The 25,723-nt window shown below is 54.0% G+C and carries 23 protein-coding genes; 10 read left to right on the forward strand and 13 right to left on the reverse strand.

The window, feature by feature from the left end; translation table 11 throughout:
* Positions 1 to 20: 20 nt before the first annotated feature.
* From AC1WNR_RS09250 to AC1WNR_RS09275, 6 genes are read right to left on the reverse strand one after another with little or no spacing between them, the layout of a single operon-like run.
* Positions 21 to 731 carry a M48 family metallopeptidase gene (locus tag AC1WNR_RS09250; RefSeq protein ID WP_481644207.1) on the reverse strand — a complete coding sequence of 237 codons (711 nt, stop codon included), beginning with the start codon at positions 729 to 731 and terminating at the stop codon, positions 21 to 23.
* The gene (locus AC1WNR_RS09255; protein ID WP_481644208.1) at positions 709 to 2,739 is read right to left on the reverse strand and encodes a transglutaminase TgpA family protein; all 2,031 of its coding nucleotides are present in this window, start codon (positions 2,737 to 2,739) and stop codon (positions 709 to 711) included. The genes AC1WNR_RS09250 and AC1WNR_RS09255 overlap by 23 nt, the downstream gene beginning before the upstream one ends.
* Positions 2,732 to 3,718 carry a DUF58 domain-containing protein gene (locus AC1WNR_RS09260; protein ID WP_481644209.1) on the reverse strand — a complete coding sequence of 329 codons (987 nt, stop codon included), beginning with the start codon at positions 3,716 to 3,718 and terminating at the stop codon, positions 2,732 to 2,734. Before AC1WNR_RS09260 ends, AC1WNR_RS09255 begins: the two co-directional genes overlap by 8 nt.
* The gene (locus tag AC1WNR_RS09265; protein WP_481644210.1) at positions 3,705 to 4,643 is read right to left on the reverse strand and encodes an AAA family ATPase; all 939 of its coding nucleotides are present in this window, start codon (positions 4,641 to 4,643) and stop codon (positions 3,705 to 3,707) included. Before AC1WNR_RS09265 ends, AC1WNR_RS09260 begins: the two co-directional genes overlap by 14 nt.
* A gap of 46 nt (positions 4,644 to 4,689) precedes the next feature.
* Positions 4,690 to 5,670 (reverse strand): NAD(P)/FAD-dependent oxidoreductase, encoded by a 981-nt coding sequence (locus tag AC1WNR_RS09270; RefSeq protein ID WP_481644211.1) that lies wholly within the window; start codon positions 5,668 to 5,670, stop codon positions 4,690 to 4,692.
* Positions 5,671 to 5,678: 8 nt separating this feature from the next.
* Positions 5,679 to 6,242: a glutathione peroxidase gene (locus AC1WNR_RS09275; protein WP_481644212.1), complete on the reverse strand. Its 564-nt coding sequence runs from the start codon at positions 6,240 to 6,242 to the stop codon at positions 5,679 to 5,681.
* Positions 6,243 to 6,426: 184 nt separating this feature from the next.
* Here AC1WNR_RS09275 and AC1WNR_RS09280 point away from each other — a divergent pair, with 184 nt between their 5' ends.
* From AC1WNR_RS09280 to AC1WNR_RS09305, 6 genes are all read left to right on the forward strand, one after another.
* Positions 6,427 to 6,909, forward strand: coding sequence for an FKBP-type peptidyl-prolyl cis-trans isomerase (locus AC1WNR_RS09280; RefSeq protein ID WP_481644213.1), 483 nt, complete (start codon positions 6,427 to 6,429; stop codon positions 6,907 to 6,909).
* 153 nt (positions 6,910 to 7,062) lie between these two features.
* Positions 7,063 to 7,458, forward strand: a complete 396-nt coding sequence (locus tag AC1WNR_RS09285) for a BLUF domain-containing protein (RefSeq protein ID WP_481644214.1) — start codon at positions 7,063 to 7,065, stop codon at positions 7,456 to 7,458.
* Positions 7,458 to 8,219: an EAL domain-containing protein gene (locus AC1WNR_RS09290; RefSeq protein WP_481644215.1), complete on the forward strand. Its 762-nt coding sequence runs from the start codon at positions 7,458 to 7,460 to the stop codon at positions 8,217 to 8,219. The genes AC1WNR_RS09285 and AC1WNR_RS09290 overlap by 1 nt, the downstream gene beginning before the upstream one ends.
* A 73-nt stretch (positions 8,220 to 8,292) precedes the next feature.
* Positions 8,293 to 8,883, forward strand: a complete 591-nt coding sequence (locus AC1WNR_RS09295; RefSeq protein WP_481644216.1) for a biliverdin-producing heme oxygenase — start codon at positions 8,293 to 8,295, stop codon at positions 8,881 to 8,883.
* A 7-nt stretch (positions 8,884 to 8,890) separates the two neighbouring features.
* The gene (locus tag AC1WNR_RS09300) at positions 8,891 to 10,411 is read left to right on the forward strand and encodes a hybrid sensor histidine kinase/response regulator (protein WP_481644217.1); all 1,521 of its coding nucleotides are present in this window, start codon (positions 8,891 to 8,893) and stop codon (positions 10,409 to 10,411) included.
* A gap of 2 nt (positions 10,412 to 10,413) precedes the next feature.
* The gene (locus tag AC1WNR_RS09305) at positions 10,414 to 13,002 is read left to right on the forward strand and encodes an HWE histidine kinase domain-containing protein (protein ID WP_481644218.1); all 2,589 of its coding nucleotides are present in this window, start codon (positions 10,414 to 10,416) and stop codon (positions 13,000 to 13,002) included.
* Positions 13,003 to 13,062: 60 nt separating this feature from the next.
* Here AC1WNR_RS09305 and AC1WNR_RS09310 read toward each other — a convergent pair whose 3' ends face one another.
* Together AC1WNR_RS09310 and rlmKL are read right to left on the reverse strand one after the other, a co-directional pair.
* On the reverse strand, positions 13,063 to 14,271 hold the full coding sequence (locus AC1WNR_RS09310; protein ID WP_481644219.1) for an ammonium transporter: 1,209 nt from the start codon (positions 14,269 to 14,271) through the stop codon (positions 13,063 to 13,065).
* A gap of 240 nt (positions 14,272 to 14,511) precedes the next feature.
* Positions 14,512 to 16,707 carry a bifunctional 23S rRNA (guanine(2069)-N(7))-methyltransferase RlmK/23S rRNA (guanine(2445)-N(2))-methyltransferase RlmL gene (gene rlmKL / locus AC1WNR_RS09315; RefSeq protein ID WP_481644220.1) on the reverse strand — a complete coding sequence of 732 codons (2,196 nt, stop codon included), beginning with the start codon at positions 16,705 to 16,707 and terminating at the stop codon, positions 14,512 to 14,514.
* A 271-nt stretch (positions 16,708 to 16,978) separates the two neighbouring features.
* Here rlmKL and rmf point away from each other — a divergent pair, with 271 nt between their 5' ends.
* On the forward strand, positions 16,979 to 17,185 hold the full coding sequence (gene rmf / locus AC1WNR_RS09320) for a ribosome modulation factor (RefSeq protein WP_481644221.1): 207 nt from the start codon (positions 16,979 to 16,981) through the stop codon (positions 17,183 to 17,185).
* 67 nt (positions 17,186 to 17,252) lie between these two features.
* Here rmf and AC1WNR_RS09325 read toward each other — a convergent pair whose 3' ends face one another.
* Together AC1WNR_RS09325 and AC1WNR_RS09330 are read right to left on the reverse strand one after the other, a co-directional pair.
* Complete coding sequence (locus AC1WNR_RS09325) at positions 17,253 to 18,290, reverse strand: quinone-dependent dihydroorotate dehydrogenase (RefSeq protein WP_481644222.1); 1,038 nt, start codon at positions 18,288 to 18,290, stop codon at positions 17,253 to 17,255.
* Between the two features lie 32 nt (positions 18,291 to 18,322).
* On the reverse strand, positions 18,323 to 18,595 hold the full coding sequence (locus AC1WNR_RS09330; RefSeq protein WP_481644223.1) for a DUF2835 domain-containing protein: 273 nt from the start codon (positions 18,593 to 18,595) through the stop codon (positions 18,323 to 18,325).
* Between the two features lie 62 nt (positions 18,596 to 18,657).
* On the opposite strand from AC1WNR_RS09330, the gene AC1WNR_RS09335 reads away from it, so the two are divergent.
* Positions 18,658 to 19,527, forward strand: coding sequence for a potassium channel family protein (locus AC1WNR_RS09335; protein ID WP_481644224.1), 870 nt, complete (start codon positions 18,658 to 18,660; stop codon positions 19,525 to 19,527).
* A gap of 6 nt (positions 19,528 to 19,533) precedes the next feature.
* Here the strand turns inward: AC1WNR_RS09335 and AC1WNR_RS09340 are convergent, their stop codons facing one another.
* Positions 19,534 to 20,424, reverse strand: a complete 891-nt coding sequence (locus tag AC1WNR_RS09340; protein ID WP_481644225.1) for a TIGR01777 family oxidoreductase — start codon at positions 20,422 to 20,424, stop codon at positions 19,534 to 19,536.
* Between the two features lie 171 nt (positions 20,425 to 20,595).
* On the opposite strand from AC1WNR_RS09340, the gene AC1WNR_RS09345 reads away from it, so the two are divergent.
* Both AC1WNR_RS09345 and AC1WNR_RS09350 read left to right on the forward strand, forming a co-directional pair.
* Positions 20,596 to 21,207: a riboflavin synthase subunit alpha gene (locus AC1WNR_RS09345; protein WP_481644226.1), complete on the forward strand. Its 612-nt coding sequence runs from the start codon at positions 20,596 to 20,598 to the stop codon at positions 21,205 to 21,207.
* Positions 21,208 to 21,288: 81 nt separating this feature from the next.
* Entirely contained in the window at positions 21,289 to 22,314 is a 1,026-nt protein-coding gene (locus tag AC1WNR_RS09350; protein ID WP_481643174.1) for an IS110 family RNA-guided transposase, read from the forward strand.
* A gap of 364 nt (positions 22,315 to 22,678) precedes the next feature.
* On the opposite strand, the gene AC1WNR_RS09355 is transcribed toward AC1WNR_RS09350, so the two are convergent.
* Together AC1WNR_RS09355 and pepN are read right to left on the reverse strand one after the other, a co-directional pair.
* Positions 22,679 to 23,065: a hypothetical protein gene (locus AC1WNR_RS09355; protein ID WP_481644227.1), complete on the reverse strand. Its 387-nt coding sequence runs from the start codon at positions 23,063 to 23,065 to the stop codon at positions 22,679 to 22,681.
* Positions 23,066 to 23,079: 14 nt separating this feature from the next.
* Positions 23,080 to 25,692 carry an aminopeptidase N gene (gene pepN, locus AC1WNR_RS09360; RefSeq protein ID WP_481644228.1) on the reverse strand — a complete coding sequence of 871 codons (2,613 nt, stop codon included), beginning with the start codon at positions 25,690 to 25,692 and terminating at the stop codon, positions 23,080 to 23,082.
* Positions 25,693 to 25,723: the final 31 nt, after the last annotated feature.

A 25,723-nucleotide genomic window follows, 5' to 3' on the forward strand; every position in this document is an offset into this window, starting at 1 on the left:
GATGTGAAGAGCTCCGAGCGCTACCACATCAGACAGGCGCCGTACTGTTTCAGCTGTTTGCGCCGCTGTACGTAGTCTGGGCAGTGCTGCTCGACCAAATTCCAAAAGGCCGAGCTGTGGTTCATCTGGAGAAGATGGCAGAGCTCATGCACGATTACGTACTCTTGAAGTGTGGTTGGTAAGTGCAGAATTCGCCAGTTCAGAGTGATCTCTTTACGTGAGCTGCACTGCCCCCATTTACGCTTATAGTTGCGTACGTGGACAGCCGAGGGTATCAGGCCTGTGCGTTGGGCAATCTGCTGAGTTAGCTGTTCTAGGTGAGATCTACCCGCCTCTCTCAAAAGGCGTTTTAGGCGTTGCTCTAATTTCATTGGATCACTGAAGCTATCACGCCCGCTCAGGTAGATAAGCCGCGGCTCTCTATCCACGGCTTCTGAGGGTGCGCGTCGCACGGGTGAATGAACAAGATGGTAAGCCTCACCGAACAGCTGGATCTGGCCACTGCTTAGATCAATCTGGTGTCGCTCTAAATCTGCTTGCTGACGCCGTAACCTTGGATAGATCCACTGCGCTTTACTCTGTACCCAGCCATCGATCCAGAGTGTGTCGGCCGAGGTAGGAGCGCGCACCACAACCTCTCCCGCATCAATCTGAATACTGACGGTGCGGCGTCGGGAACTGCGCTCGATGCGGTAGCTAAACTCGGCATTATCGGCCAGTTGAACCTGCATCTCTCTCCTTACTACTCTTTAAGCTGGCTAGTGCGTTCTGCCGCGAGACCTTCATTGACTCCAGCCGCAGATCTTTGGCAACTCTGTTCAGGGCTCGAATCAGCTCAGCTCGATCCACCTCGTCGGGCGAGTAGCGCATGCGCTGTTCTATAAACGCCAGCAGATCCAATGCTGGGGAGATCTCAGAATACTGGGTTTTAAGGCGTCTGGCGAGTTCGCCGAGTGTCTCACTCGGTTGGCGCTTGTACCCCAACCCTGCGGCTACACGTTCGAACCTCTGCTGCGCTCGGATTAACGCATCTTTGCTGCGTCTTGGGCGCAGATTGAACCCGACAAACCCCATAATCAGCGCAGCCGGTATCAGTAACGCCAGCGCCATGCGCACAGGCGTAATTTCACCGAGCAGCGATCGCAGCAGGTCGGTCTGTTGATTCTGGTAGTTCAGCACCCAGCGATGCCAAGAGAAGTTAAGCGCATCGATTGCCCGTCGCGCCTCAAGCAGCCACCCGCTGTTGGTAAAGCGCAGGGGCGAGAGGGGTCTGTCCGCTAGGAAACCTGGCTGATCCGCAAACAGATCCTCAGCGGACTGTTCAATGCGTTCGGGCGCAACTGCTGCCGTAGGATCAAAGCGTACCCAGCCGCGTTCAACATCGTGATACTCCACCCATGCGTGAGCATCCCACTGGCGCACCGTTAGATACCCCGCGCCAGCGTTGTATTCACCACCCTGATAGCCACCGACCAAACGCGCCGGTACGCCCGCAGCCCTCAGCATAAGCGCCGTCGCACTGGCAAAATGACCACAGAAGCCGCGCTGACTCTCAAACAGAAACTGGTCGACCGAGTTGGCGCCTAATAAAGGCGGCTGCAAGGTATAGACAAAGCTCTGATTGAAGTGGGCTGCGATACGGCGAATATAGATCTCAAGGTCAGCGTCAGCCTCCTGCCACCACTGACGTGCCAGCACTTGAGTCCGTAGGTTTTGATCCGTTGGGAAAGCGAGGTTCCGCTCTCTCGACTCTGCATCAAGTTCAGACTGCAGCTCGAAGCGTGATGCCGAGGTCACTCTGTAGCTCGAGCGCTTATCAATCGGACTTTTAGAGACCGCCTGCCGGGCTCCACGCAGATCCGCGCCCTGCACAGAGACCGGAACATCCAGCACTGGTAGCCAAGGTCGATGACTCGGCTCCATAATAATCTCATAACTGAAGCGCCCTAGGGGGTTGTTTACAGTCTCAAGCGGACGTCCCAAACGTTTAGACAGGCTCCAACTGCGCCCATCAAAGTCCGAGTAGACCAAGGCGCGCCAGTAGCGCTGGGAATTGGCAGGGACAGGCCCGTCGAAACCGGCTCGGAATGCCAACTCATCAGAGCGGGTCATCGACGATATATCCCCCGGTGATACTGAATCAGACAGACCGGTCGCTGCTGCACCCGTATCCAGCGGGACACTCCAGAGCGGTCCGATGCGCGGTATCAATAGAAACAGTAAGACCATCATCGGCAGCGCCGGAAGTATCAGTTTGAAGGTGTTGCGCAAACTCGGCAGAGGCGCTCTCAAGCGCGGGTCAAACAGCGCTACTTGTGAGCCCATAACCACGGCAAACGCGACAAGTGCGTAGAGTCCAGAGAGAATGCCCTGCTCAAACAGAAACTGAATCGCGATCAGCAGATAACTCAGATAGATAATTACCAGAGCATCGCGGCGCGTGTGTATCTCTAACAGCTTGAATGCTGATCCACCAATCAACAGGGCAACGGTACCGCGCATCAAGGTATCGCGGTCAAAACTAAAAATCAGCCCGAGCCAAAGCAGCCCGAGTAACGCAAGCTTGACGTACCAAGGTGGGAAGCGCCATATACCCCGGTAAATCTGTATCCGCACGCCCGAACAAGCAACCAGCATCAATGTGCTCCAGAGCGGTAGAATCAGCAAATGGGGGAGTACGGCGGCCCAGAGCGCAGCTAACTGCCAGTTCAGGGCTCTGGGAGTGAGCCAATTATTCATCATCTGCACTCCTTTGCTGCGAGTTATGCGAACCCTCTTGCGCCAGCGCCAACAGTGCTGCCTGCACCTGACCAGTCGCCACAGGCAGGGTCTTTGAGGGCAACTCAAGTCCAAAAGGCTTACCCTCACGCTCCAACCGCAGCACCCAATAGCAGAGGCGACTATATCGCTCCTCCCCTCCTAGCTCCGGCCAGAAACTCCAGCGCAACCAGCGTGAGTCACCCACCGGTTCAGTAAACTCTTTGACCTGCAGCGGCAGCCCGCGCGCTAACGTGCCCCAAGCCACTCGCCCCAAAGGCATGCCCGGCTGATACTCCTGCAGCCCGCTGAACTCCTCATTTCCGACCACCTCAGTTAACCCCGTATCGCTCTGTGCAGCTGAAGGTGGGAGTTCGCCACCCGGCTCCGGTTTAGGGTAGATCCATGCCTGCTGGCCGAGGTTGACGTAACTCCAAGCGCGAAACAGCCCCATTGGGTAACGTGCCGAGAGTCTCAGTATTCCCGGATGGTGGCGTCCTCGTTGACCTGCAGCTGCAGTTAGCTCCACCGTCAACTCATCGCCCGCACCCAGGGTCACTACAGCGGTCTCTCCACCTTGGTAACTCAGATTCAAGCCAACCACCGGATGCTCAGGTGCACGGATGTGCACCCTGTAACGCGTCTTTTCACCCGCATAGACCGACTCATGTCCGCGCGACGAAACCAGCGTATCGCGCAGATTATTGTGGGTATGAACCATCGAAACCAACAGCACAGAGACCAGCAAAAATGTGAGACCGTAGATCAGGTTGTTTTCGTAGTTGATCGCCAGCAGCAACATTACAAGCAGCAGCAGAATGAACCCCGCACAGGCGGCAGTGGGAAGAATGTAGATTCGGCGTTTGTCGATGCGCTGCTGCTCAACCCTCGGATGCCGGCGTGCAATCCAACGCTCGCGTCGCCGTTGATAGAGCGAACTGAGCCGCTTAACGAATAACATCGACCTCGTCCAACAAGAGGCTCACCAATCGCTGAGCACTGAGATCTGAGCGCTCATCGGCAGAGCGAATACGGTGCGACAGCACCGGCAACAGCAGTTGCTGTATATCCTCTGGCACCACGTATTTACGCCGTTTCAACCAGGCCCTTGCGCGCGCTGCCCGCAATAGCGCCAACCCACCACGAGGCGAGACCCCAGTATGAAAGGCTTGCGAGTCACGCGTGAACTGCAGTAGCCGCTGCAGGTAGTCGATCAGATCGGGCGCTGCATGCACCTTGGCGCACTCAGCCTGAATCGCCAACAGTCGAGACCGATCCAGGGTTGGGCGCAGCGCGGCAATGCGACCACGGCTATCGCCTTGGGTCAAAATTTCACGCTCAGTTTCAGCACTGGGGTAACCCAGAGAGATACGCATCAGAAAACGGTCTAGCTGCGACTCTGGCAATGGAAAGGTACCGAATTGTGTCTGGGGGTTCTGTGTCGCGATAACAAAGAAGGGGTGATCAACCCGATGCACTTCACCGTCGATACTCACCTGTTGCTCCTCCATCACCTCTAACAGAGCCGATTGAGTTTTGGGTGTGGTACGGTTAATTTCATCGGCCAGTAGCAGTTGCGTAAAAACTGGGCCTGGGTGGAAGCGAAAATCTGAACTCTGTGTGTCGAAGATTGAAACGCCCAAAATATCAGCTGGCAGCATATCACTGGTAAACTGAATGCGCTGATGCTCCAGGCCTAGTGCTGCAGACAGAGACTGCGCCAGCGTGGTTTTACCCATACCAGGCAGATCTTCTAGCAGCAGGTGGCCACCGGCGAACAGCGTTACTAGCGCCAGCTCGACCTGCTCGTGCTTACCGAGCAGTAGTGATTCGACGGCGTTAAAGGTATCTTCAGCCGCTTGGTGCAATGACGCTGTAACAGACACAGGGTTTCTCCTAAAAACAGGGCTCCTTCCCAGTGTAGTTCAAGCCTCAGGCTGCGCTCTGGCCACTCTTCAAGAGTTGATCGGCTAGATGCTGCGCACTCAAAAAGCTCCCCTCCAGGCCTGACGGGCCAATCCAGTCGCCACACGCACCGATACGCGTATCTGGGTCCCAGAGTGAAAGCTGCTCCTGCACAGGCTGGTATGAACAGTTGTACAGCCACCGGTGCGTGCGTTCCACCTTGACGACCAACTGTTCCTGCACCCAAGACTCTAGCTTGCTTTTGATCTGTCGCCCTATCTCGTCAGCCGGCAGATCGATATGTGCCTCGGACCAATCTCGCTCCATCTCTACTTTGATGACCGAGCCGCTACGGCCCGGTTTATTCGACTCGACAGATACCAGCGAGATGCTGGGGTGGCCCTGCGTTACTCGATCGACATCTTTGAGTCGCTCCGGCAGTTGAGCTAGGGATGCCGCGTAAACCCAACCGGGGTCTGTTACTGACTCCTCGGCAAGGTGAGCGAACCTGGGCACTGCCTCAAGTAGTCTGCAAGCCTGTGGAGCCGGTGCTGTGCAGATGACGGCGTCGAAATAGCCGAGCATTTGCCCCTCATCATCTCGGAGTAGCACACCCTCTCGGTCCGGCCAAACAACGCCAATTCGCCGCTGGGTTTCGAGTTTTGCACTGCCGATCAGCTCACGTGTCAAACTGGAATTGCGTCCTTTACCAACCCAAACCGACTCGCTCTTGATCGGCTCGCCACGAAAATTGGCTGCACGAGGCTGCCAAACTTCGACGCGGCCTAACTGCTCCTGACGTGTCAACCAAGCGCGAAATAACTCACCGTCAGCGTTGATCGCTGGGGCCCCGAGGTCAGCGCTCATATCGCCGAGCCGAGCTGACGCCAAACGCCCACCCGTCCCGCGACTCTTCTCAAATAAGGTGACATCCATTCCAGCTTCTATCAGCCGGTCTGTTAAAACAGCGCCGGCCAGGCCAGCGCCGATAATTGCTATGTTTTGCATCGTTTTCCTTAGCCCTTTGGTGCTTCTGCCAAAGCCGCCTCAATCTGTTTTACCACGGTACCCGACTCTGGGCCGGTGAAGCTCGCGTAGCTATTAATCACTTTGCCGTCGCGACCAATCAGGTATTTGTAAAAGTTCCACTTGGGGGAAGTTCCGCTCTGTGCGATCAAGTGTTTCCAGAATGGGTCTGCAGAGTCGCCTTTAACGCGCGCTTTTGCGAACATTGGAAATTGCACCCCATAGGTGGTGCGGCAGAAATCGGCGACTGCAGATTCCTCACGAAACTCCTGGTTTCCGAAGTCTGCCGACGGAAATCCCAATACCGCGAAACCTTGATCAGCGTACTTCGCTTGGAGCGCCTCGAGACCTTCATACTGCCCGGTGAAGCCACACTTACTCGCCGTATTTACGACTAGAAGCACCTTACCCTTGTACTCCTGAGCTAGGTTTACACTGACATCCTCGTTCAGCTTGCGTACTGTATAGTCGAGCAACTCGCCTTCAGCGACTGCCTGTTTAACTCCGAAAATTCCAAACACAATCATCCACCCTGCTATTAATATCCCACGCATAGCCCTAACTCCTATTTAATTCGAAGAAGATACGCGCATCCAAGCTGCTCCGATTAACCGGCAAATCCGGAAAAACCCCTCGTTCGCCGCAGAAATCAGCGCGAAAAGTTGCACCTGTGCGTGGTGACCTCTAGCATACGGCACTTATATTCACTCACAGGCATTCACTCACAGGAGCAACCTGATGCAAATCGCGGACAAAACCGTCGTCTCAATTCACTACACTCTCACCAACGCAGATGGCGAGACACTGGACAGCTCTGTGGGTCAGGATCCACTGGTTTACTTGCACGGCTCTAACAACATTATTGCAGGCCTTGAAGCAGCCCTTCTGGGAAAATCTGCAGGCGACAGCCTGCAGGTGAGCGTCGAACCGGGTGACGGCTACGGCGAACTGCGTGATGAGCTAGTACAGGAAGTTGACCGCAGCGCATTCCAGGGTGTTGATGAGATCGACGTGGGCATGCAGTTTATGGCGCAGACCCCATGGGGTGAGCAGCCCGTAACAGTCGTTAAGGTTGAAGGCGACAACATTACGCTGGATGGCAACCACCCGCTGGCCGGACAGGTACTGAACTTCGATGTTGAAGTCGTTGAAATTCGCGAGGCCTCAGCCGAGGAGCTTGACCACGGGCATGTGCACGGTCCCGGTGGGCATCACCACTAATCTCAATTTCAAACATCTAACGTTAAAGGCCGCTTATTCAGCGGCCTTTTTTGTTAAATTTTTAATTTGGACTAACCTGTCATGTGAGACCTAATTTTTGCAGTCGAAACATAGATCTAGCAGGGACTTGCGCTAATCATTACGGAGAAGAGCATGTCCAATCAAATTTTGAAACAGTTGATATACACCAGCGTCAGCTCGCGTGGGCTGTTTGAGGTGATGTCTCCGGACTCTTTACGGCGAATTAGAGCCAACAACATTGCAGCTGAGATAACCGGTGCCTTGGTCTGGAAAGATCCAAAGTTCATGCAGGTGATTGAAGGTCCCGCCGATAACATTAATCGTCTCTTCTCAACCCTACTCAAAGATGATCGCCACAGCGATCTTGTTCTGATTTCTGAGCGGATTATCCACGAACGCGAGTTTCCGAACTGGGCGATGCAGAGCTCGAGTCTGGATCAGGACCCTGTTCAAAATTTAAGCCGGCACACCGAATTAAACAGCCGCGCCAGCCGAATTTTGGCCGCTTTCGCCCGAGGGAGTTGGTGATGGGAGTGCCACTTAGTCGCCCTGAGGTCAGCGAGTTCACATCACCAGAATTTGAGCACGCTTTTCAGCCCATTATCGATATCCACACGGGCGATGTTTTTGGCTACGAAGCTCTGCTACGCGGTGTTGAAAACCAACCTCCCTGGTACCTTTTTGAACAGGTCGAAAAAAAGCACGCGGCTAACTTCGAAAAAAGAATCAATACCGCTGCACTGCGCAAACAGCGGGAACTGGGTAACCCTTACCACACTTTTCTCAACGTCACGTCCAGTTCGCTGATTGAGGATTCGGGCCAATACCTGATCGACTTCACACCAAAAGCCTCGTCGATTAGCGCATCAAACGTTGTGTTAGAACTCAGTGAGGGCTCGATCATTCACAATTTCAAACATTTTGTCCGCACGCTAAACAACCTGCGTAGCGCAGGCTTCTCTATCGCTATGGACGATTTTGGCGCTGGTTACGCCGGGCTCAATGCGTTGGTTGAAGTGCACCCAGACATTATCAAATTGGATATGTATCTGATTCGCGACATCCAAGAGAGCGGGCCGAGACAAGCAACGGTAAGGGCGATCGTAAGCCTGTGTGAAGCGTTGGGAATACTGGTTTTGGCCGAGGGGGTGGAGAAGCTCAAAGAGTATGATTTCTTGTGTAATCAAGGCATCCACCTCTATCAGGGCTTCCTGTTTGCCAAACCTGAAATCAACTATCTGGAAAAAAGTATTGAACTGCCCAACCGGACCCGTTCAACACTGAGCTGATTTGGCATGATGCGTGCAGAGAAAAGTTTAGCTAAGGCGCTAACAGATCAAGTTCACAGGACGTCGTTATCACATGATTACTGCCCATAAAGCCTTGAAAGAGACGACTAAAAACCTTCATGCAGAGTTGGACTCGATGCCAGCGATGCGCCAACTGATGCGCCCGAATCTCACGCTATACGAGTATCGGACGGTTCTCCTTAACCTCGAGAGCTGGTTGCACGAAATGGCAGCACATCTCCACCTGTGTTCAAAGCCCTCTTTCGCAGCGATTGATCGCAAATTAATCGCCCTACGAACGGATCTCGAAAACCTAGGAGAGTCCCGCCCAACTCTAAAGCTTCATCTGGCATCCACAGATCCATACTACGCGCTGGGTGTACACTATGTTATCGAAGGCTCCACCATGGGAGCACGCATACTCGCACCGAGAATCGAAACAACTCTCGGACGCACCGATATCACCCACTTCTACCGCCTCTACGGCGAAGATACGTTGGCGAACTGGGCTGAGACAATCGATCTGCTTGAACAGGAATTGGTAGACCAATGCCAGCGGGATAGGGCCGTCGAGGGCGCGAGTACTGCGTTCAGATCACTGATTGAGCGATTCTCTATGCAGGTACAGCCCCTGCCCACCTTAGAGAGAGATCTTCTCGGATGACGCTCCTATGATCAAAACCATGCAGCCCCAAGCCGACATTAACGTGATGAGCCACGAGATTCGCACACCGCTCAATGGGCTGGTTGGTCTGCTGGCTATGCTCAAAGAGTACGAACTACCCGAGCCAGCGATGCAACTCTTGGAGCGCATGGATATCTCCGCCGAGACGCTGCTTGGAGTGCTGAACAATACGATTGAAGTACAGCGCATTCAGAACAATCAGGTTGTTTTCTCCCAGCGTGAGTTTTCACTGTTGGAGATCGCGGAGAACTGTGTGCGTATGTACTCTGCGGATGCCGAATCTAAAGGGGTAGAACTCGGCCTGCAGTTCGATCCAAGATTGATAGGTAAATCCTACATCGGCGATAGTGAGCGCCTGAGTCAGATAATCTCTGCGCTGGTCTCAAACGCGACCAAATTTACTCAAAACGGCTCAGCTATCCTGACGCTCGCTTTGAAAAAAGAGAAGGTCACATCGACTCAGATCGTCGTGAGGGTACTAGATACCGGTGCAGGTATTGAGCCGCACGAGCTGGATAAGATTTGCGCACCTTACTATCAAACTTTGAAAGCCGATGGCAGTCGGCCCTCAGGCACCGGTGCTGGCCTCTACATCGCAGATAATCTCCTGCGCCTGATGGGCTCCCAACTGGTAATAGACTCAGCGTCCTCCGGCTCTTCCTTTAGTTTTACGCTAGACCTTCCAGTCAGCAATAGGTCCCAGCAGAGCTGGGTTGCGACCGGCTCGGCTACCAAGGTCAATATTTATGCGCCGGCCGATGCTCAGATCGAGCTGGTGATGATGATCTTATCTCACTACGGTCTGGAGGCGGAGCGCTTCGGCGAGCTCACAGCAGAAGCACTGCACAGCCCAGCAGCATTGAATCTAGTCGATTATCGTGTGGCCGCGGCGAATCTTGTGGTTTTTCGCAAAATGGTTGAGACGCTACCCGGCCAGGCTCTCTGCGTACTGACATCTGAATTTGAACCGGCAACTGCTCTGCTCGCAAAGGGAGCCCAGCAATGGTACGCCCCGTATCTACCTAGCGCCCTATGCAAACTCTGCCAAGAGGCAGATCTGGTCGAGCTGGAGCAGCATGATGCTGCCGACACCACCCACGCTCCAGAGCTGCCAGAGGATCTGTCGATCTACTCAATTCTTTGTGTCGATGACAGCCCTACAAATCTGATCGTTCTGGTTGGCGCGCTGACAAAGCTGGGGTTCAACAAGGTTTTACGGGCCGCGGACGGCCAGCAGGCGGTCGAAGCGATGCTTGAACACCCCGAAGTAGACCTCGTGTTGATGGATTTCCATATGCCCCGCCTTAACGGCGCAGAGGCGGCGCGCAAAATTCGGGAGAACGGCGCCAGTGTGCCAATTCTCGGAGTGACCGCATTGTCAGAAGCGGACATCAATAACCAGATCAGTGACACAGACTTTGAGCAGGTTATTACCAAACCCGTTCGCAGTGAGACTCTTGAGACAGCGCTCGCGCGCTGGCTACCCAGACATAGCAAGGACGTGTAGAGATGAACACCTCAGTAGAACCAATGACCTACGACTTATCAACCTGTGACAGGGAACCCATACATCGCCTAGGCAAAATTCAGTCAGGTGGCGGAATGCTAGTACTGAGTGCGGATTGGTTGGTTGTCGCCTTCTCGGAAAATGTGCCAAAAATTCTACGGCGTGAGGAAAAAGACCTCTTAGGCCACCCCCTGGTCGATCTTATCTCTCCTGAAGCGACGCGCGCGATTACCGGTTTAGTGAAACGCTTTGAAGACGAGGATCAACTGGAGCGAATCCTCGACATTAAACTATTTTCAAGCCCGGACTGTTACGACCTGTCAGCCCACTTCAGCTCAGATAAACTGATTCTTGAGTTCACGCCAGCTCACGCTGAGGCGAGTGATACGCTGTCGCAAGATCTACGCAGCGCACTCAGACGGCTCGGGAAAGCAGAAGGATCGCTGCAACTTTGCGATCAGGCCGCTCGTTCGGTTGCCAGCATGGTCAGGTTTGACCGGGTCATGATCTACAAATTCCATCCAGATGGATCAGGTGAAGTAGTCGCAGAACATCGACTGTCTGATATCGACTCCTTTCTTGGCCTACGTTATCCACCGTCCGATATTCCACAACAGGCACGCGCACTCTACAAGCGCTCGATACTGCGGGTGATACCCGACATTGACGATACGGGACTGCTGATAACGCCCTGTGATGCAGAGGTTGATCTCTCACTCAGCACGCTACGCACAGTTTCCCCAGTGCATATCGAGTACTTGCGTAATATGGGCGTTCAAGCCTCGATGTCTATCAGCATCATGGTCGATGGTGAGCTCTGGGGGCTAATCGCTTGTCACCACTACAGCCCCCGTGATCTGAGCATGATAACCAAAAGCTACACAGAGCTCTACGCTGAGAGTTTCGCGCTCGAGCTGCGCAGTCAACTGGAGCGCGAAGCGCGTACCGGTGAGGGTGGCGGACAAAAGCTGCACGTGCAGATGATGGCGAGTTTAGATCCTAGTTTGCCCCTTTTTGAAAACCTCAGTGCGTTTGGCGGGCGCATAAAGAGCCTGATCAAGTGTGACGCATTGGTACTGTCTATTGATGGCGAACGCGCAGTCTTTGGTGATCCTGTCAACAATGAGGATGTCGATTTATTAGTCAAACGTTTAAACCGCCAAGCGACTACCCGTGTCACAGCTGTAGAGAACCTAAGAAACTGGTTGGATATGGATGTGACCATTGCTGAGCGATTCGCCGGCGTATTGGCCGTACCGATCTCTAAACGCCCACGAGACCTTCTACTCTTTTTACGCCGTGAAGAGGTTACCGAAGTGCAGTGGGCAGGCAACCCAGAAAAACCGGTCGAATTGGGTCCTAACGGCTCTCGTCTAACACCACGCAAAAGCTTCGCTGCATGGCAACAACTCAGGGAGGAGTTCTGCGCTCCTTGGTCGCCACTGGACCTCAACTTGGCCAACGATCTGCGGGGCACACTGCTTGAGCTGGTTGTACGCAATATCGACGAGCGCAATAAACTCGCAGCCGAGGCGCAACAACAACAAGATATGTTAATCCACGAGCTCAACCATCGGGTACGCAATATCTTAGGCCTGATTAACTCAATCGTAGGCCAAACTGCCACCTCTGTGGAAAGCGTTGACGAGTTTAAAGGGATACTCGCCGGGCGTATTCAGGCTCTGGCGCTGGCCCAGAATATGTTAACCGAGGGCAACTGGGCCAACACGCCGTTCACCACCCTCATCCAGACCGAGCTTAACGCCTTTGTAACCGAACCCGATCGCGTGAAGGTGATTGGGCCTGATGTCCTATTGACACCGAAGGCGTACACCACAATGACTCTGCTCGTTCATGAGCTGATCACCAACTCGATCAAATATGGGGCGCTATCAACCCCCACCGGATCCATTGAAATTCAATGGACGGTCGACGCTCACTCCAGCATGATCCTGACTTGGAAGGAATTAGGGGTGACGGTGGAAGAGCCTCCTACCCGACGAGGTTTTGGCTCGCTAATCATTGAACGCGCCATCCCGCTGGATCTTGGGGGAGAGTCGGAGCACAAGATCACCCGCGACGGTGCGCGTGCGCGGTTTATTATTCCCGACAAGCACTTCACCTATAGCTATGAAGATCATGAGCCTAGTGGCCTTAGTGGAGAGACCCGCTTAGATGAACAAGTACCGGAGTCGGTTAAATCAGTCGGTGATAATAATGAATTGAGCGTAGCCTTAGTTGTTGAAGACAACATGATCATCGGACTGGATGAAGAGAGTGCACTCAGTGAGATGGGCTTCAAAGAGGTTCATCTTGCCGCTAGCGTCGCATCCGCTATGCAGATCATTGCTCGCGGCCAGCTTAGTTTCGCAGTGTTAGACGTCAACCTTGGCGTTGAGAGCAGCGAACCGATCGCTGAAGAGCTACACAAACTCGGCGTGCCATTCATATTCGCTTCGGGTTATGACGAAGGTTTGGAGCGGCTTACACAGCGTTTTAGCGCGCCGCTACTGCGCAAACCCTTCACCAGTGCAGATATAAAACTAGCTGCCAGAAACTGCCTCGATGCGTTTCATAATGCTGAGGCTTAACGGATAGTGAGTCGCAAAAAAAGGCCGCTCACTGAGCGGCCTTTTTTGTGCAAAGAAGACTTAGTCGTTAGAAGAAGCTTCGATACGGTGGATTGACAGGTCGGCACCGCGGAACTCTTCCTCTTCGGAGAGACGAATACCAGCAACCTTGTTCACCACTGAGTAGACAACAAAGCCACCGACCAGCGCCACAGCAACACCCGCTGCAGTACCAATAAGCTGTGACATGAAGCTTACGCCGCCCAGGCCGCCGAGCGCTTCCGCACCGAAGATACCTGCCGCAAGACCGCCCCAAACACCACAGATACCGTGCAGTGGCCACACACCCAGCACGTCATCGATCTTCCACTTGTTCTGTGCCATCGTGAACATCCAAACAAACAGCGCACCTGCAACACCACCAACAACCAGCGCACCGATTGGGTGCAGCACGTCAGAACCAGCACAGATAGCTACCAAACCCGCCAGCGGACCGTTGTGGATGAAGCCAGGGTCATTTTTGCCCAGCAGAGTCGCAGTCAGAATGCCGCCAACCATCGCCATCAGGCTATTCACAGCAACCAGACCAGAGATACCGTCCAGGGTCTGAGCCGACATCACGTTGAAGCCGAACCAACCGATACAGAGGATCCATGCCCCCAGAGCAAGGAACGGAATGTTTGAAGGTGGGAATGCAATAACACGGTCGTTGCGGTAACGGCCGTTACGCGAGCCCAGTACTAGTACAGCCGCCAGACCAATCCAACCGCCAACAGCGTGCACTACTACGGAACCTGCGAAGTCATGGAAGCCTGCGCCGAAGCTCTCCTCCAGCCAGCCCTGGAAACCGTAGTTGCCGTTCCAGATCACGCCCTCGAAGAAGGGGTAGACCAGTGCAACGCAGAGTGCAGCAGCAATCAGCATTGGGTAGAAGCGTGCGCGCTCCGCTACACCGCCAGAGATGATGGCAGGGATAGCCGCCGCGAAAGTCATCAGGAAGAAGAACTTAACAAGGTCGTATCCGTTGCCTTCAGCTAGCGTTGCGGCGTCGCTGAAGAAGGTCACGTCATACGCGACATAGTACCCAATAAAGAAGTAGACCACGGCAGATACGCCGAAATCTGTCATGATCTTAACCAGTGCGTTAACCTGGTTCTTGTGACGTACGGTACCGACCTCAAGGAATGCGAAGCCTGCGTGCATCGCGAAGACCATGATGGCACCCATCAGAATGAAGAGCGTATTCGCACTCTGCATCAGCGTTTCAACGGCGCTGTTTACTGTTTCCACGTTAAATTCTCCCAAAAGTGCACCACAAGGGCGCTTTTAACATCCACACGCACTCTTTTGGTGCGTTAATCGAATGATCGAACGGCTCCGTGCCGATCCACCTAACGGGTTTTGATTTCATCTATTCCATTTAAAATCAATGAGTTAGGAAGGAAATCTTGATGCACCAATTTGATGCAACCGCGTTAGGGTTGCACCAATTTAGCAATGGGTATGCCAAACAGAATATAACCAATAAAATCAATCAGTTAAATGATCAAGCCGACGAACCTCAAAGCAGACATGGATCTTCGCGTTACGCTTGAAGTCCTGATCGATCGTCTGAGGTGTGATCTCTTTAATGTCGAACTCTGAGAGCGCCTCATAGTCCATTTTGAAGCGGCGGTAGTTGTTGGAGAAGATCAACAGACCACCCTGTTTCAGAAGCTCCACAGCAGCGCGCACCAGGAACTGATGATCGCGTTGCACATCGAGGATATCCTGCATGCGCTTGGAGTTGGAGAAGGTCGGAGGATCCATAAAGATCAAGTCAAAGCGCTCACGCCGTGGGCGATCGAGCCACTGCATGCAGTCGGCTTGAATAAATTGATATTGCGCACCCTCGAGCTTATTGAGTGCAAAGTTACGCTGTGCCCACTCCAGATAGGTGGCCGACATATCGACGCTGGTGACCGACTTTGCACCTCCCACAGCCGCATGCACACTCGCGGTTGCGGTGTAGCAGAAAAGGTTCAGAACATCCTTCCCTTTTGCGAGCTCTTGGATACGTTTACGCACAGGACGATGGTCAAGAAACAGACCGGTATCGAGGAAATCACGCAGGTTAACCTCAAACAGACAACCCTTTTCGCGCACCAAATCGGTGCGTCCTTGCTGCGCCTGACGCTGATACTGATCAGCACCCGCCTGACGCTTGCGCTGTTTTAGGATAATATTGTCCGCGCCCACCTCGAACACACGCCCTACGACATTGACCGCATCCTGCAGACGCCGGAAGGCTTTAACTGGGTCCACCGATGCCGGTGGTGCATACTCCTGAATCACCAACTGCTCGCCGTAACGATCGATCGCGACAGCATATTCAGGCAGATCCGCATCATATACACGATACGCCTCTAGCTGTTCTCGCTTAACCCAACGCGATAGCGCTTTGAGGTTTTTGCGCAGGCGGTTTTCAAGCATCTGCGCCTGTTCAGAGATCTGTGCAGGCTGTTGGTTATTCTCAGCTTGAGCAGCCTCTCTCTCGGTCTCTACCTCAGCTCGCTGCTGTTGCGAAAAGACCGAGAACAACAGTAGTTGGCTAGGAAGTGCACCATTAAATAGTTTGTAGATCTTTTCGGCACGTAATCCCATCACCTTGCCTAGTTCGGGATTGGAGGTGAATACGGCGGCTCGCCATCCGCCGCACTGGGTTTTCAAGAAGCTGCCCAACTCGGCATAGAGAAAACGTAGGCTAGACTGCTCGCCGAGGCGCTCACCATAGGGAGGGTTACTAACAACTAAGCCCGCCTGCGCCTGTGGCGCTTTTAGGCTCGCCAGATCACAACGCTCGAGCGTTATCAGGTGCTCAATGCCGAGCTCTACGGCGTTAGCGCGTGCTCTGTCTAACACCTGTGCATCGGCATCATAGCCTTGCAGTTGCGGCAGCGACTGCTGCAGACCCGCCTCACGGCGCGCTTGCGCCTCCTCTCTAAGCTGATTCCATAGCGGTGCTTGGTGCGGCACCCAGCGGTCAAAACCGAACTGACGTCGTTTCAGCCCTGGGGCGATATCCGCCAGAATCATGGCGGCTTCTGTCAACAGCGTGCCCGAACCACACATTGGATCGAGAATCAGATCAGGTAGGTCGCTCACACCCGTCTTCACACCCGCGCGTGCCAAAATGGCGGCCGCAAGGTTCTCTTTCATCGGGGCAGCACCTGCCAGCAAGCGATAGCCGCGACGGTGCAGACTCTCGCCGGAGAGGTCGATGGCGATCTGCGCCTGCTCGCGCTTTAGGTGCACGTTAATGCGTAGGTCTGGACGTTTACGATCAACCGAGGGCCGGCTGCCGGTCTTATCACGCACTGCGTCAACAATGGCATCTTTAACCTTAAGCGCGCCAAAGTGGGTGTTGTTTATCGCATCCGAGCGGCCGTTAAAATCCACCGTCAAAGTACCTTCTGGGCGCAGGTGTGCGAGCCAGTCGATAGCATACACACCCTGATACAGCGCCTCAGCGTCAGCCGCTGGCACCAGGTCGAGCAGCAGCAATACGCGGTTAGCTAGGCGCGACCAGAGACAGGCGCGGTAGGCGAACTCAAGATCCGCCTCCACCCGAACACCGGCTTGAGTCAGCTTAAATGTGTGCTCACCATCGGCATTTGCAGAGAGTAGCTGAAGCTCCTCTAGCAGAGGCTCCTCTAACCCTTTGGGGCAAGTGATAAAAAGTTCCAAATTGGCCTCGCAGGACGCAAAAAAACGCCCAAAGTTGAATATATTTCAGCTATTTTACACTCGATCTGATCGCGGCGCTAAGCTGCTGAAAACGCTCTCTATTTTGCTGGTGCGAAAGTGACGAATTTATTGCAACTCTGTTGCAGATAGCATTTTTAAATCGCACACCCTCAATTTTTACGATAGAAATAGAGTGTAGGCGAACATTATTGCCTGCCGCCGAGGGTAGCGCCGAGCTACCTAAGAACGATCAAAAAATGAGGCGTTGTTTATGAGAAAACAGAAACGAGATCGTAGCTCTACTCTTTACAAGCGCGGTTTTACCGCGGGTTTGGAAGGGAAATCACAGTCTGACTGCCCTGTCGAATCAACGGATCTTCGCAGTTATTGGATGAACGGCTGGCGCGAGGGCAGAGACGCCCACTGGAGCGGAATGTCCGGCGTTTCTGCTATACAGGCCAACCCGGCCTTGCACTAACTCAAATTCTCAACTCAAGCAAAGAAAAGCGGCTCCCTTTTGGGAGCCGTCTACGTTTTAGACTAACTCAGCCCGCTTTGATCGTTGCTCTATCTCGAATTGCTTCTGCACACTCACGTACCAACTGCGGTCCACGGTAAATAAAGCCCGTGTAAAGCTGCACTAGGCTAGCCCCCGCTTCAATCTTTTCGACAGCGTCAAAACCCTCGGTGATACCGCCGACACCGATAATCGGCAACGCACCGTTTAGCTCTGCAGCCAGCATCTGAATGGCTTGAGTCGATAGATTGCGCACAGGCGCACCACTGAGGCCACCGGCCTCCTGCGACAGGACCGAGCCCTCGACACCCTCACGTCCGATCGTCGTGTTGGTTGCGATCACGGCATCCATCTCAAAGCTCTTCAGCGCACCCGCGGTTGCGACAAAACCATCCTCGTCCATATCCGGGGCGATCTTAACCGCTACCGGAACATAGCGCCCGTGGATACCGCAGAGGCGAGCCTGTTCGGTTTTGAGCGCATCCAGCAGCTGATTCAGGCTGTCACCCACCTGCAGGCTGCGCAGCCCAGGCGTATTCGGTGACGAGATGTTTACCGTAATGTAGCTGGCGTGCGGGTAGACCTTGCGCATGCAAAGCAGATAATCATCTGCAGCGTTTTCGTTGGGCGTATCTTTGTTTTTACCAATATTAATGCCGAGAACACCCTTGTAGTTGGCCTTCTCGATATTGGAGATCATCTGATCCACACCCAGGTTGTTGAACCCCATACGGTTGATAATGGCACTATGCTCTGGGATGCGGAAAAGGCGCGGTTTTGGATTACCCGGTTGTGGACGCGGCGTTACCGTACCCACCTCAACAAAGCCAAAGCCCATGGCGGCCATACCATCGATCGCGGCAGCATTCTTATCCAGACCCGCAGCTAGGCCGACTGAGTTGGGGAAGCGGATACCCATCACATCCACCGGAGCCTCAACCTTCTGTGCGCCCATCAGACGCGGTAGGCCAAATTCCGCTGCATAGTTCATGCTGGCGAGTGCGAGGTCATGCGACTTCTCGGCATCCATACGGAACATCAGGTTACGGGCTAGGTCGTAGAGCATTATCAATCCGCCAAAAATTCAAAGTGGCGCGATTATACCAGCTTCTCAATGGAGCTAAAGCGCCCTTCGGTATCGAAGCGAATCCTAAAGCGACCACGGATACCGGTACGCGTCACATAGGGCTGGAGGATATTGGCCGGAAAACTGACGCGACGCCCATCAATGCTATAGGCGAGCACCGTCCTAGCGCTGCCGCGGTAGACACGCAGAAATTCATCTTCGGAGATATTTAGATCCACCACCACCTGTTTGGCTTTAGTGAAATTAAATTCGGGCGTCTTGGCCATTTTTCGTTTAATACTCAACAAATTGCGCCACTCGCGCTAATCTTAATAGATAAAGATCCAGAGCGCATTCAAGGAGCAGCGTGAGCGACCACAAGCAACATGACAAACTGATGCGCTTTATCGGCTTAGCCGGGGTAGACCCGCGCGAGAACGAAACCGCTCAGCGCTGGGGTCGCGCACTTGAGTGGCCGCTGCTGATTCTAGCCTTCTGGATTCTAATTGACTGGTATCACCAAACCTCAGGAACCGGTAACGCCAGTTACCTTCCGCTTTCAGACTGGATCATCTGGGGCTTTTTTGCCGCAGAGCTCACGTTAATGCTCTGGTTAGTGGATAGCCCTGCGCGCTATCTGAAGCAGAACTGGCTCAGCCTATTCATTGTGCTGGTCGGTATTCCATTGACGATTCAGGCGGTTGCGTTTAACTCAGGCCTTCTGCGCTCACTGCGGCTGCTGCTCTTCTTCGGCATTCTCTTTAGGCTATCGGCAGACCTGCGCTCCGTACTAGGACGGCACAACTTAGGCATCACTCTGATGGTCGCTTTCGGCTTTTTGGTGCTTTCAGCCTTCTTAATATCGGGCTTAGACCCGGCGTTTAAAAACCCCGTAGACGGCTTCTGGTGGGCCTGGGTCACCATGACCACCGTAGGTTACGGGGACCTGGTACCAACAACGCTTGAGGGGCGTCTTGTCGGGATGTTGTTGATACTGGTTGGCGTAGCCCTATTCTCACTACTGACAGCGAGCTTCTCGGTCTTTTTTATCGAGAGAGATGAGAAGGAGATGGTTGATCGTGAGCAGGCGACCTTGCTAAAAATCCAGATGCTGGAGGCGCGTCTGGAGCGCATTGAGAGTCAGCTGCATACGGCAGTATCGGCGCTGCAGCGTATGGAGACACTCGAAGCGGATCGGCGCGCTCCGAAGCGGCAGCATCCATCGGATGAGGCCTAATCGGTATCAGTAGCTTTTAGCAACCGCTAGCAGCGCGTTCTCCAGAATCGGATAGGTAAACTGAAAACCACTCTCCTCGAGACGCTGGGGTACGACTCGCAGCCCCTCGGTCAACAGTGCACTGGCCTCTGAACCCAGCATCAAATCAACCGCGAAACCAGGCATTGGCATAAACGCAGGCCGTTTCAAACTCTCAGCGTAGGCTTTTACGAAATCACGATTACGCGACGGGTCAGGCGCTGTCAGATTGAAGGGACCGCTCAAATCGTCGCGATCGAGCAGATGTAGAATCGCATCCACCTCGTCCTGCAGGTGAATCCACGGCATCCACTGTTTGCCTGAAGCGATCGGACCGCCGCCCCCCATCAAGAAGGGCAGACGCATTTTGGCAAGCGCCCCGCCCTTACCCAGCACCACACCGGTGCGCAGCAGACAGACGCGCACGCCAAGACCTTCTGCTCTCATTGCCTCAGCTTCCCACTGCTGACAGAGGTCAGCCGAGAAGTCCTGACACAGAGGCGCAGAGGCCTCTGTAATCTTCTCATCGCTAGTGCAAGCGCCGTAAAAGCCGATGGCAGAGCCTGAGATCAGCGTTTTCGGCGGCTCTTTTTGCTGCGACATCCAATTAATCAGAGCATCGGTGGTGTCCAACCGGCTTGAGAGCAGTAGCGCCTTGCGCGAGTCGCTCCAACGCGCATCCGCAATCGGAGCGCCAGCAAGATTAACCACCGCATCTATCAGCCCCTCTAACTGATCAAGCTGATCGATACGTTCTAGGCCCGTCACCTCTGGTTCGCTTTTGTGAACCCAGGCAACAACTTGATCACCGCGCTTTAATAGCGCTCTACAGAGCGCTGTGCCGATAAAACCGCTGGCACCCGTAACAAGAACGCGCACGCATCTCTCCTCAGAAAACTGTTAACACTTAAGTTACGCACCCGCCCGATGGACAGACCATATCCCCGTGGGAGCGATCTTGGCGCAGCCAAGGTCGCGAACAACAAGGGAATCTGTGTGCTAGGATTGCGCGTAACTCAGGGTCACAAACAGAGAACTAAAGGATTGCGCATGTTTACGGGTATTGTTCAGGGTACAGCCGAGGTATTAGCGATAGAGCCAGCCGATCAGTTCATCGCGCTGAATCTGGTGTTTCCGACTAGCGCGGGAACCGACTTTGCGCACGGTGCAAGCATAGCCCTCAACGGCACCTGCCTGACGGTACGCAAGTTTGAGGGCAGTCGTGTCTGGTTTGACGCGATCGCCTCAACACTAAAGCTTACCAATCTGGGTGAACTGGAAGTGGGCAGCCATGTAAACTTTGAGCGCGCGGCAAAGATTGGTGATGAGATTGGTGGCCACCTGATGTCGGGTCACATTATCGACACCGTCAAAATCACGGCGATTGAGCGCACCGAGACCAACTGCTGCATCAGCTTCGAGCGCCCAGCCAAATATGCTCGCTATCTGCTGGATAAGGGATTTGTCGGGCTCAATGGTTGTAGCCTGACGATGACCGATGTTACCGACCAAACCTTCAGTGTTTGGCTGATTCCAGAGACACTGGAGCGCACCCTGTTTGGTCAGGCGCAGGTGGGTGACAGAGTGAACCTGGAGATTGATCCGCAGACGCAGGCGATTGTGGATACGGTGGAGAGTTATTTGGCCAGCCGGGAGTTGTAGGAAATGAGATGGACCCACCCACTCTGTGCCAAGATTGGATTTCGCATTCAATCAAGTACGGCATCCAAGAAGGGGGTCCACATGAACAAGACTAGCATTATTGGTATCGATCTGGCGAAGAGTGTTTTTCAAGCTCACGGTATGACGAGCAGTGGTAAGCAGACGTTTGCGCGTCAGCTCAAGCGCGCGGAGGTCGCCAAGTTTATAGCTAAACAACCCAAGTGCATTATTGGTATTGAGGCGTGCAGCGGTTCTCACTATTGGGCCAAGTTATTCAAGCAGTATGGTCATGATGTGAAGATCATCCCGCCTAGCTACGTAAAGGCGTACGTGCGGGTTAATAAAAATGATAAACGGGATGCCGCAGCGATTGCAGAGGCAGCGTCCCGAGAGCAGGCGCCGGTAGTAGCTGTTAAAACGACGGAACAGCTCGACCTACAGGCTCTGCACCGAGTCCGCGAAGACTCGGTTAACAACCGTACGCGCATCGGTAATCGGATACGGGGACTACTTGCTGAACAGGGCGTCGTAGTTAAGCGTGGACATGCTGCAACTCGCTACGAGGTCGCGTTGATACTTGAGGACGCTTCGAACGGGTTAAGTTACGGTTTAAGAGAGATCATTGCCGATCTCAGAGAGGAGTGGCTACGCTGCGATGATCGAGTTGATTACTACACCTCACGGATCGAAAAGATCGCTAGGTCTGATGCGCGCTGTAAACGGTTGATGACGATACCTGGTGTAGGCCCAGTCATATCGACCTTGCTGGTTGCGTATGCGGGGAATGGTCAATCATACCGGGGCAGTCGCGACCTAGCCGCCTCGTTAGGCTTGGTGCCCGCCCAGCACTCAAGCGGTGGTAAAGACGTGTTACTGGGGATCAGTAAACGAGGAAATCGACAGTTGCGCAAGCAACTGGTACACGGCGCGAGGGCTGCATACCGCTCACTAGAGAAGTGGCCCGAAAGCAGTCGCCTTGGCTTGTGGGCACAAGGCTTGAGGGCTTCAGGCAAGCACGTAAACAAGATCGTGGTAGCGATCGCAAACAAGCTGGCCCGTATCGCCTGGAGCTGCTTAGTAAACGAGAGAGATTACAAAGCGTTGTAACCAACGCAGTACGGAGCCTGCCCAAGGCAGGATAAATAGAGTTAAACCCAACCAAAGAGTTGCGCAGAACGTTAAGACACGACAGATAAGATCGACTTGCTGAAAATCTGAAGATCCCTGTGGCTCATCAAGAAGCCGGGTAGGAGATAAGAACAGCAAGAGCACATCTCATAATGGCCCGGGTGGATACGCCCAAACTGAGAGGCCGGATATAAGCGTGCAATCTACTTCTATCGAGTCAAAACGGTCTTGCAACAAACGGGTGGGTCCATATAAGGGATCTTGGCGCGGCCAAGGTCGCGACCCTGTCGCCTCGTTCGGCTCTGCCTCACAAGCCTCTCACAAAGCGCAGGTCGACTACGTCCTACCGATACAAGCTATCGTTAAACGGATCTAGAGGGTTATCGAGCTTGAGATCATCTTTGAAGTAGAGCACCCTGCCCTCAAACTTAAGCCCCTGAGACGCAAACCAGCGCTCGGACTGCTCACGTCCCTCTTGTACCTTGGTAACCTCGATGTACGCGACGCCGATACGGTAAAAGTAGAGACCAAAGAGCGCCGCACTGGCACCGAGGAAGAAGTCAGACGCCAACGCAAACAACAACATGATCAAAGCCGCTACCCACACCTTGGAGGCGCGCGCTAGCTTCAGCTGGTCAGAGTCAGCGCCGTACTGATCAAGAAAACGCAAGTAACGGCGGTAGTTCTGCTGCAGATCAAATTTTATCGAAGCGTTCAGGGTACGCTGCATGGGGTCAAATCCTCTTAAGCCAGACTCTTGCTGACAACTTCATAAACATCTGGTGAAAGCTTAGGCTCCGCTAGCAGACGCTGCAACTGCTCGCGCATAAGTACCTGTTTAGCTTCAGGGTAACGCTTCCAGCGCGTCAGTGGCGTTAATAGGCGGGAGGCCACCTGGGGATTCTGCTCATTTAGGCGGATAATCCAATCGCCCAAGTAAGCGTAGCCCGAGCCATCCTCTGCATGGAACTGGGTTGGGTTGGTGCCGGCAAAGACGCCAATCAAACTGCGCAGCTTATTCGGGTTCTTCGCATCGAAGAGCGGATCTTGCTCTAGAAGACGGATGCGCTCCAACGCACCCGGATTGGATTCACTCGCCTGAATTGAGAACCAGCTGTTCATCACCAATGCCTGATCCTGCCAACGCTCACGAAACTCGGTGAGTGCGTCAGCCGCCGCTTCGCGGTGCTCTGAGTGCACCAACATCGACAGCGCGGCCTGCTCGTCGGTCATATTATCGGCGTTGGCGAACTGCTGGCTGGCCAGCTCCGCGTAGACTGCTTTACCGGTTGCTAGTAGGTAGCCCAGCGACAAGTTCTTAAGGCTGCGCGCAGCGATCTGCTCGGCCGTTGGCGCGTATGGCGCATCACTCTGCAGACGTTTATAGAGTTCGATCCACTCACTCTCCAGCGCCGTCGCTAGCTGTTTGCGCAACTGATCACGTACGCTATGGATCGCCTCAACCTCGATCACTTCAGCCAGCTCACTTAGGTAGGCCTCGCTGGGCAGTGTGAATAGCTTGGCCAACATCGCCGCATCAAGCGAGGTATCTGCCATCAGCTCGCGCCAGCTTGAAATCAGCTGATCAGGAGCTTGAGCCGGTTTGTCAGGATACGCCGCAATGGCGCTCTGCATCAGATTGACCAAGTAGCGCTGAGCTGCATCCCAGCGGTTAAATCCATCGCCATCGTAGCGCACGAGGTGCAGCAGTTGCTCTTCGCTGTAGTCATAGCTGAGTTTGACCGGTGCCGAGAAACCACGCAGCAGCGACGGCGTCGGCTCTTCGCTCAAACCATCAAAGCTGTAGCTCTGCTGGGCTTCGTGCAGCTCAAACATACCCGCTTGTATCTCATGACCGCGTGAGTCGATCAGACCGTAGCTCACAGGTATATGAAAGGGCTCTTTCTCGCTCTGGCCCGGCGTTGCGGGGCAGCTCTGTGTGAACGTTAACGTATAACGGCGCTGCTCAGCATCCCAATCTGAGGTCACCTCAATACGCGGTGTACCCGCCTGGGAGTACCAGCGCTTGAACTGAGTCAGATCCCGCCCAGACGCATCCTCCATCGCCTGCACGAAGTCATCCGTCGTTACCGCCTGGCCATCATGTCGCTCAAAGTAGAGGTCTGAGCCCTTGCGGAAGGTATCGGCACCCAAGAGTGTATGGATCATGCGTACCACTTCTGCGCCCTTCTCATAAACGGTGAGGGTGTAGAAGTTGGAGATCTCGATAAAGGAGGCAGGACGCACCGGGTGCGACATCGGGCCGGCATCCTCAGCATACTGGGCGGTACGCAACAGGCTGACATCTTCGATACGCTTCACTGTGCGCGAGTTCATATCGGCGGAGAACTCAGAGTCGCGGAATACGGTAAAGCCCTCTTTGAGGCTCAACTGGAACCAGTCACGGCAGGTAACACGGTTGCCCGACCAGTTATGGAAATACTCATGCGCGACCACCGCCTCCACACGCTGGAAGGCCATATCGGTTGCTGTTTCAGGGCTCGCCAGCAGACAACTGGTATTGAATACGTTAAGACCCTTGTTCTCCATCGCCCCCATATTAAAGAAGTCGACCGCAACAATCATGAATCGGTCCAGGTCGTACTCGCGCCCGTAGACCTCTTCATCCCACTTCATCGCGCGCTTAAGCGACTTCATCGCATATTCAAGCTTGTCATGATCTTTTGGTTCGGAGTAGATCTCCAACTTCACGTCGCGGCCGGAGGCGGTCGTAAAGCTATCTTCAATCAGGCTCAAATCACCCGCCACCAGTGCAAATAGATAGGCCGGTTTGGGATGCGGGTCCTCCCACTTCACCTGGCGGCGACCGTCATCAGTCTCGCCCTGCTCTACCAGATTGCCATTCGAGAGCAGCACGGGGTAACGTTTAGGATCAGCAATAATAGTGGTGTCGAACAGCGACATTACATCAGGACGGTCGGGGTAGAAGGTGATACGACGGAAACCCTCGGCCTCACATTGAGTGCAGAAGACACCGTCAGACTTATAAAGCCCCTCCAGTGCCGTATTCAACTGCGGCTGGATTCTTGTCAGCGTCTCAAGCGTGAAGCTGTCTGGCACTTCTGCGATGGTCAGTGTCTCATCCGTGCGCTGGTATTCGCGCTCTGGCACTATCTGGCCGTTGATGCAGATACGCTGCAACTCTAGGGATTCATGACCGTGCAGTACCAAAGCCGGGTTTTTCTCATGGCTGGCCGGATTGCGCGTCACCTTGAGACGACTGCGGACCAACGTCTCCTCTTCATCGAGTTCGAAGCAGAGAGAGACCTGATCGATCAGGTAGGCAGGAACACGGTAATCTTTTAGGTAGATCGTTTTCGGTTGACCGTCACGCACGTGCGCCGCTCCTTAAAGAGTCGAGCACTAA

It is taken from the genome of Marinobacterium marisflavi (assembly GCF_982447095.1).

Excerpts from the sequence above, each read along its gene's own strand:
- AC1WNR_RS09250 (WP_481644207.1), bottom strand. The coding sequence starts at position 731 with ATGCAGGTTCAACTGGCCGATAATGCCGAGTTTAGCTACCGCATCGAG.
- AC1WNR_RS09255 (WP_481644208.1), bottom strand. The coding sequence starts at position 2,739 with ATGAATAATTGGCTCACTCCCAGAGCCCTGAACTGGCAGTTAGCTGCG.
- AC1WNR_RS09260 (WP_481644209.1), bottom strand. The coding sequence starts at position 3,718 with ATGTTATTCGTTAAGCGGCTCAGTTCGCTCTATCAACGGCGACGCGAG.
- AC1WNR_RS09270 (WP_481644211.1), bottom strand. The coding sequence starts at position 5,670 with ATGCAAAACATAGCAATTATCGGCGCTGGCCTGGCCGGCGCTGTTTTA.
- AC1WNR_RS09275 (WP_481644212.1), bottom strand. The coding sequence starts at position 6,242 with ATGCGTGGGATATTAATAGCAGGGTGGATGATTGTGTTTGGAATTTTC.
- AC1WNR_RS09280 (WP_481644213.1), top strand. The coding sequence starts at position 6,427 with ATGCAAATCGCGGACAAAACCGTCGTCTCAATTCACTACACTCTCACC.
- AC1WNR_RS09285 (WP_481644214.1), top strand. The coding sequence starts at position 7,063 with ATGTCCAATCAAATTTTGAAACAGTTGATATACACCAGCGTCAGCTCG.
- AC1WNR_RS09290 (WP_481644215.1), top strand. The coding sequence starts at position 7,458 with ATGGGAGTGCCACTTAGTCGCCCTGAGGTCAGCGAGTTCACATCACCA.
- AC1WNR_RS09295 (WP_481644216.1), top strand. The coding sequence starts at position 8,293 with ATGATTACTGCCCATAAAGCCTTGAAAGAGACGACTAAAAACCTTCAT.
- AC1WNR_RS09300 (WP_481644217.1), top strand. The coding sequence starts at position 8,891 with ATGATCAAAACCATGCAGCCCCAAGCCGACATTAACGTGATGAGCCAC.
- AC1WNR_RS09305 (WP_481644218.1), top strand. The coding sequence starts at position 10,414 with ATGAACACCTCAGTAGAACCAATGACCTACGACTTATCAACCTGTGAC.
- rmf (WP_481644221.1), top strand. The coding sequence starts at position 16,979 with ATGAGAAAACAGAAACGAGATCGTAGCTCTACTCTTTACAAGCGCGGT.
- AC1WNR_RS09325 (WP_481644222.1), bottom strand. The coding sequence starts at position 18,290 with ATGCTCTACGACCTAGCCCGTAACCTGATGTTCCGTATGGATGCCGAG.
- AC1WNR_RS09345 (WP_481644226.1), top strand. The coding sequence starts at position 20,596 with ATGTTTACGGGTATTGTTCAGGGTACAGCCGAGGTATTAGCGATAGAG.
- AC1WNR_RS09350 (WP_481643174.1), top strand. The coding sequence starts at position 21,289 with ATGAACAAGACTAGCATTATTGGTATCGATCTGGCGAAGAGTGTTTTT.
- AC1WNR_RS09355 (WP_481644227.1), bottom strand. The coding sequence starts at position 23,065 with ATGCAGCGTACCCTGAACGCTTCGATAAAATTTGATCTGCAGCAGAAC.